The 8,791-nt window shown below is 30.4% G+C and carries 12 protein-coding genes; all 12 read left to right on the top strand.

Annotated elements, in window-relative coordinates:
• Positions 1-1,439: DUF4832 domain-containing protein (locus ACIQ2X_RS17585; protein WP_396180347.1), on the top strand; the 1,439-nt coding region annotated here is incomplete at its 5' end.
• Positions 1,440-1,443: 4 nt separating this feature from the next.
• A complete protein-coding gene (locus tag ACIQ2X_RS17580; protein WP_396180346.1) occupies positions 1,444-1,734 on the top strand; it encodes a DUF1653 domain-containing protein in 291 nt (96 codons plus the stop codon).
• Positions 1,731-1,865, top strand: coding sequence for a hypothetical protein (locus ACIQ2X_RS17575; RefSeq protein ID WP_396180345.1), 135 nt, complete (start codon positions 1,731-1,733; stop codon positions 1,863-1,865). Before ACIQ2X_RS17580 ends, ACIQ2X_RS17575 begins: the two co-directional genes overlap by 4 nt.
• Positions 1,862-2,794 (top strand): hypothetical protein, encoded by a 933-nt coding sequence (locus tag ACIQ2X_RS17570; protein WP_396180344.1) that lies wholly within the window; start codon positions 1,862-1,864, stop codon positions 2,792-2,794. The genes ACIQ2X_RS17575 and ACIQ2X_RS17570 overlap by 4 nt, the downstream gene beginning before the upstream one ends.
• On the top strand, positions 2,791-3,486 hold the full coding sequence (locus ACIQ2X_RS17565; RefSeq protein ID WP_396180343.1) for a hypothetical protein: 696 nt from the start codon (positions 2,791-2,793) through the stop codon (positions 3,484-3,486). Before ACIQ2X_RS17570 ends, ACIQ2X_RS17565 begins: the two co-directional genes overlap by 4 nt.
• Positions 3,487-3,634: 148 nt before the next feature.
• A complete protein-coding gene (locus tag ACIQ2X_RS17560) occupies positions 3,635-3,907 on the top strand; it encodes a hypothetical protein (protein ID WP_396180342.1) in 273 nt (90 codons plus the stop codon).
• A gap of 672 nt (positions 3,908-4,579) precedes the next feature.
• Positions 4,580-5,560, top strand: coding sequence for a ribonucleotide-diphosphate reductase subunit beta (locus ACIQ2X_RS17555; RefSeq protein WP_396180340.1), 981 nt, complete (start codon positions 4,580-4,582; stop codon positions 5,558-5,560).
• Entirely contained in the window at positions 5,545-7,266 is a 1,722-nt protein-coding gene (locus tag ACIQ2X_RS17550; protein WP_396180339.1) for a ribonucleotide-diphosphate reductase subunit alpha, read from the top strand. The genes ACIQ2X_RS17555 and ACIQ2X_RS17550 overlap by 16 nt, the downstream gene beginning before the upstream one ends.
• A 112-nt stretch (positions 7,267-7,378) precedes the next feature.
• On the top strand, positions 7,379-7,588 hold the full coding sequence (locus ACIQ2X_RS17545) for a hypothetical protein (RefSeq protein WP_396180338.1): 210 nt from the start codon (positions 7,379-7,381) through the stop codon (positions 7,586-7,588).
• Positions 7,585-7,779 (top strand): helix-turn-helix domain-containing protein, encoded by a 195-nt coding sequence (locus ACIQ2X_RS17540; protein ID WP_396180337.1) that lies wholly within the window; start codon positions 7,585-7,587, stop codon positions 7,777-7,779. The genes ACIQ2X_RS17545 and ACIQ2X_RS17540 overlap by 4 nt, the downstream gene beginning before the upstream one ends.
• A 1-nt stretch (position 7,780) precedes the next feature.
• Positions 7,781-8,065, top strand: coding sequence for a hypothetical protein (locus ACIQ2X_RS17535; RefSeq protein WP_396180336.1), 285 nt, complete (start codon positions 7,781-7,783; stop codon positions 8,063-8,065).
• 41 nt (positions 8,066-8,106) lie between these two features.
• The coding region (locus tag ACIQ2X_RS17530; protein ID WP_396180335.1) for a hypothetical protein at positions 8,107-8,791 on the top strand (685 nt) is incomplete at its 3' end.

Here is an 8,791-nt window from a genome sequence, read left to right as displayed (position 1 = left end):
TTATTTATAGAGTGTATTATTTGTCAAGTTTTTTAACAACAAATATCTCTCAAACATTTTTAAATCAAATAACCACTGATTTCACAAGAGTTAGAAACGCAGGTATGAAGATGATTGTAAGATTTGCTTACAACTCCTCTGAATCTTTGCAAGCACAACCTCTAAAAGCACAGATTATAAATCACATCAATCAAGTTGCTCCTATCTTAAATGCAAATAAAGATGTAGTGTTTTCTTATCAAGCAGGTTGGATTGGTACTTGGGGAGAATGGTATTATACTAGTGGCTCAACAGAATTTGGAGATAAAGGTGCAATTTCTACTGTTCAATGGCAAAACAGAATGGATATTTTGAATTTAATGCTCACTTCTTGTCCTGAATTATTTGTACAAGTTCGTTATCCTGCAATAAAAAGACGTTTAACGGCTAACCAAAACAGAGTAGGATTCTACAACGATGCTTTCCTTAACTCTTGGGGAGACATGGGAACTTACAGTATTTCGGGGCAGTTCACTAATCCTGCGGGAATAACCGATTATAACTACATAGCGGGTCAAACTCTATTAGTACCTATGACAGGAGAAAGTAACGGAATAAATGCTCCCAGAACTGACGGTGGTAACGCTGTTGTAGAATTAAATGCTTTGAACTTTCATACTTTAAACAGAGATTATTTTCCACAAGTTTGGACAAATTGGATAGCTTCGGGTCATTATAATGAAATTGTAGAGAGATTAGGATATAGATTTTCATTAGTAGATAAGTCATTTACTGTTAATGGTTCAACTGTTTCTTTTAATTTAACAGTTTTGAATGATGGTTTTTCTTCCGCGTTTAAGTCAAGAAATGTAGAGTTAGTTTTAGTTTCACCTACATCAACTATTGTTCACGTTATAAATACAGATGTTAGAACTTGGCAAGGTAGTGTAGCACTTACAGGAACTATTCAAAATATAGCTCCAGGAACTTATAACGCTTTTTTAAGGCTTCCTGACACACTTTTACCTACAAATGGTAAATATAGTATTAGATTTGTAAATCTTCCTTATAATGAGGTAAACGGACTAAATGATTTAGCAACACAATTCACTATTTCAGGAGCTACAAAACCAAATCCTCCTGTTGTGAGCAATTTAACTTTTAGACAAGGAGAAGTTGTGCAACCTTTGGCAGTACAAGGTCAAAATATTAAATTTTATGTTTCAGGTACACCTGTAACTTCTTTCACGCCAAATACAAGTCAAGTGGGAGTAACAACAATTGGAGTTAGCCAAACAGTTAATGGAATAGAGAGCGATATTGTAAACATGACAATTACAGTTACGGCAGTTAGAATGACTTTAAATAGTAATAGAACAGTTTTAGTTGACAATATTGCTGATGGTAGTTTTTCCTTGTCTTATACTAAAAACGGTGTTACAACAACTTTGAATTTTTAAGATTATGGCAAAAGAAACTATGATGGAGTATTTAGCGTTCCTAGATGCTAGAGAAGATGCACTGTGGTATCCTGAACGACTTGAAGGGTATGTACCACCAATTAAAGAAAAAATTAAAATTCCCGCAATAAAATCTAAATGGAAACATTATAATGGGCTAAAGTATAAGGTTATTGCAATAGCAAATGAAGAAAATACTGAAAAATACCCAACAACAGTTGTTTACAAAGGTAAAAACGGTAAGATTTGGAGTAGATTATTAACCGATTGGCATAGAAGTTTTACAGAACTATGAGTATAATATATTTAGAGCCAACTTTACGGATTTTGGCGCAAAAAAATGAAAAAGAAGTAGAAAAATTAATCCAATCAGGAGAAATAAAACAAACAGATTTAGGAGTAAAATATTTAAAAATAGAGGAATGAAACACATATTTTTTAAGGTACAAACAATACCACAAACAGAGGAGTTAGAAATAGGCTCAAAAGAATTTAATCTTTATAAAGAAAAGTATAGAGAGTATAATAAATTAGAGAATGATGCAGACGTAGTATTTGATTACTATGATAATGCAGGTAAAAATCCTTTATGGGGAAAAATCTACAGTATTTCTTTAGGATTTGTAGATGAAAATACAAATGTAGTTAGAATTAAAGTGTTCAAAGGAAGTGAAAAAGATATTTTACAAGAGTTTTTAAATACTTGTAATGAGCATTTTAAAGCTTCAAAAATAGTTGGGTACAATTTATCCTTTCTTTTACCTTTTTTGCGGTCAAGAATGCTTAAAAATGGTATGAAAATACAAGGACTTCCTGAAGGATTGGTCGATATAGGCAAGAAGGCGTGGACAATGCAAGGTATTTGTTTACAAGATATGTTTAATGGGATTGGTTGGTTTAAAAATAGCTTAGAAGAGTTAGCTTTTCTATTGAATTTAGAAACTAATTTTATTAATGGTAAAGATGTTTATCTTAATTTTTTGGCGGGAAAAGAAGAAGAATTAAATCAATCTATTATTGATGAAACCTTTACTTTAATAAACTGTTATAGAATAATACAAGGAGAAGAGCCTTGTAAAGACTTAAATTCAACAGTTGTTGTTTTGGAAAATGTGAAAGAAGTTGAAGTACCTTTATTAGAACGCCTTTATAACAATAATCAAATTACTTTAGATATTAAAAATGAAGTAGAAGGATTGGTTAAAAAGAAAAAACCAAGTAAAAAAGAAAAAGAACAGTTGTTTACTATCCTAAGAGGAGTTTATGTCAGGAATAATTTTGAACTAAACGACCAAGATAGTAAAAAAGTAATTGAACAGAAAGAAAACGAAATAAAAGCCTTATTGAAATTATGATAAATTTGCCGTCAATACTAACAGAAGATACACACTTCTATCAGGAAAACAAAGAAAAATTAAAACCTTATTTAGGTCGTCCATATATTAGCTACTCTTCTGTTAGTAGTTGGTTTGATTATAAAGATGATTTTATAAAACAGAAATTTGCAGGTATACAGTTACCAAGTGGAATTTATGCCTTAATGGGTAATTATATTGGAGAAGCTATAGAACATGGATATTTTGCAGAAAATAATCCTAATGGTTTTACAGGGCAAGAAAATTTAGACTTCAGTCGTTACAGAAAAGAAGGAGCTGAGTATGAGAAGTTGATTGTCATTGATATGGGTGGTTATATAATTGTAGGGTTTATAGATATTTATTACATTGAAAATGAAGTAGTTAATGTTGAAGATATGAAAAGTGGTGGCAAAGATAAAGAGAAATCTTACAGCTCTGATGACTATATTCAGACTGTCTTATATGGATATGCTATCGAACAAGAAACAGGAAAAGAACCTAAAATAGGTGTTAATTTTATTAGACGAGAAGGTAGTCATGTAAATCCGCCGTTAAAAATTGGGAAAGAGCAATTTTATATTCCAAATACTTACTCTAAGGAAAGAGTTAGAACAGCTTTAGAAAAAGTAGACAAGGCTGTACATGAGATTAGTGAGCTTTATTCGACTTACCAAAAATATTTCAAATAATATTTGCATAATTAAAAAATACGTTGTATATTTGCAGAGTAAAAAGTTAGAAACAGGAGATTATAAATATGTGCGTTACATACAATAAGTTTTAAGCTTTGAATAAACCACGCTGTATTCTAATTTATTAATTAAAAACAAAATAAAAATGAAAAAAATATTATTTAGCCTCATAATTTTATCAATTATGAGTTGTGATACAGATGTATGTTATGAGAATAATTGTGGCGTAGTTGTTTCAGTTGTAATAAATACAAACCTACCCTCAAACGGAGATGAATTTTACCAAATAGATTATAAAACAATTTGCGGAGATTATAAGACAGATTGGATACATTTAGATATAAGTAAAGGTTTTCCTGGAGAATTAACCCAGCCCGTAAAGAAAATAAAAATAGGGGATTATTATTGTAAAAACTAAAAAAAGTTCCTGCAAAAAACAGAAAGAACAATAAGAAAGGTAAACAAAGTAATAGAGACAAAGAAAGCACCATTTCAGCACGAAGGACAATGAGTGTGAGTAAATTCCTTCCGTATTACTAGAACTAACAAGAAAGTGTGTTTGTTTACTGAGTATGATACAACCGATGGAGAAACATCAGTAAAATACGTAAGTTGTATTCCTTAATCTTGAATAGGTGAGTTCTTTTTTAAAAAATATTTATTTGTAGTTGGCAGGCTTTTAAAAGGTTATTATGATTAACCACTTAATTATCTCAAACAATGCTGTGCAGGCGATGTTTAAGCTGTCAATGGGGATTTGAGTAATATAAGCTAAGTTTTTATAGTAAAAGCCTGAATAGGTACTTATATCTGTCTGCGAGTGACCATTTTTCCACAAACCGACAATGTTACCTTAGTGTAGTATAAAAATCGGTAGGAAAACAAAAATTATAATAAATTTGCAAGTATAAAAAATTTGTTGTAAATTTGTAAAAGAAATTAAGGACTGTCCGAGATAGTCAATGAGAAAGTAAATTTTTTAAAAATGCTCAGCTCATATTATAAATAACACCCTGTCGCAATTTAAAATGGCAGGGTTTTTTGTCGATAATAATTAAATAAATATAAACCATGAAAACAACAATTTAAAATGAGTATTTTTGAACAAAGAAGGGCTATTAAGCCTTATGAACATCCGCACTTAATTAAATATGCTCACGCAATACATGAGAGTTTTTGGACTCCTGAACATTTTACTTATGATAGAGATGTAAACGATTTTTTAGTAAAGCTGTCAGACAAAGAGAGAGATATTGTCAAAAAAGCAATGTTAGCTATTGGAGTCATAGAAAATAAAGTGAAAACTTTTTGGGCTAGAATAGACATGAGAATGCCAAAAACAGAAATAGCTATCGTAGGACATACTTTTGCAGGTAATGAAGTAATTCACCAATTAACTTATGAGAAATTACTTACATTATTAGGGCTAGAAGACGAGTTTGATAAAGTAATTGACATTCCATGTATGCAAGGTCGTTCAGATTACTTAACTAAATACTTACAAGGAGTTTACTCAAAATCAAATAAAGAGTTTACAAAATCTTTAATTCTCTTTACTCTGTTAGTAGAGAACGCAAGTCTATTTTCACAATTCTTAATTGTATCTTCTTTTAAGAAACATAAAAACGTATTATCTAATTTTAACTCTGTTATTTCAGCTACAGCTAGAGAGGAAAATTTACACGCTAAGTTCGGAGAGGAATTGATTAAAATCATCAGAAGTGAAAACCCTGATTGGTTTGATAATGATATGGAACTTAAAATTAGAAGAAATGTAAACAAAGCTTTAGAAGCAGAAATAGAGGTGTTGGATTGGATTTTTGAAAAAGGGGAATTAGATTTCTTACCTAAAGAAAGCATAGTAGAATATTTAAAAAGCAGATTTAATAAAAGTTTAAATCAAATAGGTTATAGTAATGAATTTGAAATTAAGGAAGAACTATTAAAACCAACAGAATTTTTAGAAGTACAATTAACGGCATCATCGTCATTTGACTTCTTCAATGAAAAATCAACAGACTATTCACAAAACACAGCATTTGACGAAGAAAATATATGGGGCGAAAATTAGAATTAAATTGGCTTAGAGCAGACCAACGACTTTTCCTTGAAAGGGATTATTTACAAGATGGTCAAACACCTGAAGAAAGATACTTAGAAATTTGTGATACAATTGAAAAATACTGTCTTAAAATGGCTACAACTACTGAATCTATTGATTATTGTAGAGGTATTGGTAAAAGGTTTGAAGAGTATATTAGTAAAGGTTGGGTTTCATTTGCAACTCCTGTACTTATAAACTTCGGTAAGAAGGAAAATTTACCTATATCATGTAATAAGAGTATGTTGGAAGATTCTTTAGATGATATTTATAAAGGAGTGCATGAGCTAGGTATGTTAGCTAAGTATGGAGCAGGAACGTCTCAAAATTTTTCAAATTTAAGACCTATTGGTTCTAATATTAGCACAGGAGGTAGCTCTAATTCAGTAATGGATTGGATTGAATTATATGCTGATATGATGAGTAAAACAAATCAAAATCGTGCAAGGAGGGGATTTTTAACAGCTTATTTATCTGTTGACCATCCTGAAATAAACGATTTCCTTGACATTGGAACTCATAGAATGCCCGCAGATAAACAAAGATTTTTTCAAACAATTACAACAGCAGTTACTTTACCAATTGGATGGAGACAATCTTTAAAAGAAGGAGATAAAGAAAAAAGAAAAATCTGGGCAAAAATATTAAAAACAAGAAAAGAAGTAGGTTTTCCATATATCTTAGATTTAGAGAATTCAAATGCAAATAGACCTCAATGGTATGTTGACAGAGATTTATATATTGAAACATCTAACATTTGTATCGAAACGAATGAAATTGTGAGTAAAGATAAAACTTTTGCTTGCTGTTTATCTTCAAGCAATGCTTATTATTTTGATGAATGGGAAAATCACCCTAATTTTGTATTTGACATGAATTTAATGTTAGATTGTGTTATTGAAGAATATATAGAGAAGGGTAGTAAATTACCAGGATTAGAAAAAGCTGTGAAATTTGCAAAAGAGCACAGAAGTATAGGATTAGGAATTTTAGCTTTTCATTCATATTTACAAAAAAAATCAGTTGTTTTTGGAGATTTGGCAAGTTATGGGATAAATCATAAAATATTTTCTAAGTTAAGAGAAGAATCAGATAGGGCATCTAAGTGGATGGCAATTCATTTTGGAGAACCTGAAATGTTAAAAGGATATGGGTATAGAAACACAACTAGGTTAGCTCAAGCACCTACTAAATCAACTTCATATATTATGGGAGGAGAGCTCTTAAATTTATCAGAGGGAGTTGAACCACATAAAAGTAATTACACTTCAAAGAAATTAGCAAAAATTCAGTCAGAAGTTAAGAATTATGAATTAGTTAAGTTATTAGATAGTTTGAATAAAAACAACAGAGAAACTTGGCAATCAATACTTCTACATAATGGTTCGGTACAGCATTTAGATTTTTTAACAGATAAAGATAAGGCAGTTTTTAGAACATTTTCAGAAATATCACAGGTTGATGTCTTAAAATTAGCAGGTCAAAGAGCTAAATTCTTAGACCAAGGACAATCTATTAATATAATGATACACCCTGATACACCTGCAAATGAAATCAATAAACTACACATGTTAGCTTTTGATGAAGGTATTAAAGGATTGTACTATCAATATAGTATAAATTCAGCTCAAGAGTTTAATAAGCAATTACTAACTTGTTCGAGTTGTGAAGCATAAATTTAAAGCCCTCTTAACTGAGGGTTTTTTTTTTATTCATACAAAATAATTTAAGTTTTTCTTGCACAATTAAAAATAATGTTATATATTTGCAGAGTAAAAAATAAGAATTATGAAAATCAAATCAATAACACAAATAGGTAATGAAATATCTATTATAACAGATACGGGAGAATCCGCCGTTTTTTATTCTTTCTCGGCGCATAAAGATGTTTATACAACAACTTCGCCAGGATTGTACAAATATCAGTTGAAACAGTTTAAAAAGGACATCGTTAAAAGTGAATGGAATGTTGAACAATTAAAAGAGTGGTATTTATGACAAAAAACCAAATACTGTGGGAGATTTATCAAAAAGAAGATTGCTCACAAACAGAATTCGCCAAAAAAGTAGGGATGAACAGAACAACAAACATTTCTCTATGGCTTTCAGACCAAAAAGATATTAGCTTTGAAAAGTTAGAAGATATTGCAAATAGGTTGAATTATAAATTAAACATAAATTATAAATAAAATGACAAGAAGTGAATTATTAAAGTCAGCAATGACGGAAGAGAAAAATGTAGCAACAGTGGTTGCAGTAACATTGAAAAAAGATGTTAAAGCTTTAAGTAAAGCAAAAAGAGATTTAGAAGATTCTTTAGAGGAAGCAGAGGAAAAACTAGAAGAAAGGCTATCCTCAGGTGTACCTTTAGACAAATCGGTGGTAGAAGTTTTGTATTCAAATATTGTAGGATTAAAGGAGACTTTAAAACTCTATGAAGAATTTGAAACAGAATATTTTCCAAAAGAGCAGTAAATACTAAACGGGGATGTAAAAGTCCCCTTATTCTTAAAAATATGAAAGTACATTTTGTAACACCAACTAGAATTTCTTTAATCAACCTTACTACTATTGGAGATAGTGAAAAGAGAGAAGATGAGACTAAAATTGGGAAATTTTCGTCAGGAATGGCTTTTGCCACAGCTCTTTTATTGAGAGATAATGTTAATATAGAAATTAATATTTATGGCGGTGAAGATACAATAGAGGAAGATGAAGGTAATGGATTTATGTACAGTGCTTATACAGAAAACATAACATATTCAACAAGAAATAGAATCTGTGACTCTACAAATAAGTCGAAAGAAGTTATATTAATTAATTATGAAAAACAATTTCATGGTGATTGTAACTCAGCTCTAACTTTTTCAGAAGGTTACACAGAATCTAATATAGTAGAAACAGCTTTCGCTCTACAGTTAGGGTACAATTGGGAATTGTGGATGTCTTACAGAGAGTTGATGAGTAATGTTTTAGATGAAGGTGGATATGTTTTAGAGCAAGAAACTTGCCCTGAACTCGAACATGGAACAGTTATTACTTTAACTTTCGATGAAGAAAATGATTTTTATAATGTTTGGCAAAATCGACATCTTTATATGAATTTTGAAAAGCCTTTATTTAAAGTATCCGATTCTGTTGAATGTTTGGAAAATAAGGAAAATTATCTTAGAATTTACAAACAAAATATTTTAGTTTATG

The sequence above is a fragment of the Flavobacterium sp. genome, assembly GCF_044368625.1.
In the GTDB taxonomy this organism is placed as follows: Bacteria; Bacteroidota; Bacteroidia; order Flavobacteriales; family Flavobacteriaceae; genus Flavobacterium.
Note: the sequence above shows the minus strand (reverse complement) of the source record. Positions and strands in the feature narration are given on the sequence as shown.

Bases quoted from the DNA above. Each gene is read 5' to 3' on its own strand.
- ACIQ2X_RS17580 (WP_396180346.1), top strand. From the start codon at position 1,444: ATGGCAAAAGAAACTATGATGGAGTATTTAGCGTTCCTAGATGCTAGA.
- ACIQ2X_RS17575 (WP_396180345.1), top strand. From the start codon at position 1,731: ATGAGTATAATATATTTAGAGCCAACTTTACGGATTTTGGCGCAAAAA.
- ACIQ2X_RS17570 (WP_396180344.1), top strand. From the start codon at position 1,862: ATGAAACACATATTTTTTAAGGTACAAACAATACCACAAACAGAGGAG.
- ACIQ2X_RS17565 (WP_396180343.1), top strand. From the start codon at position 2,791: ATGATAAATTTGCCGTCAATACTAACAGAAGATACACACTTCTATCAG.
- ACIQ2X_RS17560 (WP_396180342.1), top strand. From the start codon at position 3,635: ATGAAAAAAATATTATTTAGCCTCATAATTTTATCAATTATGAGTTGT.
- ACIQ2X_RS17555 (WP_396180340.1), top strand. From the start codon at position 4,580: ATGAGTATTTTTGAACAAAGAAGGGCTATTAAGCCTTATGAACATCCG.
- ACIQ2X_RS17550 (WP_396180339.1), top strand. From the start codon at position 5,545: ATGGGGCGAAAATTAGAATTAAATTGGCTTAGAGCAGACCAACGACTT.
- ACIQ2X_RS17545 (WP_396180338.1), top strand. From the start codon at position 7,379: ATGAAAATCAAATCAATAACACAAATAGGTAATGAAATATCTATTATA.
- ACIQ2X_RS17540 (WP_396180337.1), top strand. From the start codon at position 7,585: ATGACAAAAAACCAAATACTGTGGGAGATTTATCAAAAAGAAGATTGC.
- ACIQ2X_RS17535 (WP_396180336.1), top strand. From the start codon at position 7,781: ATGACAAGAAGTGAATTATTAAAGTCAGCAATGACGGAAGAGAAAAAT.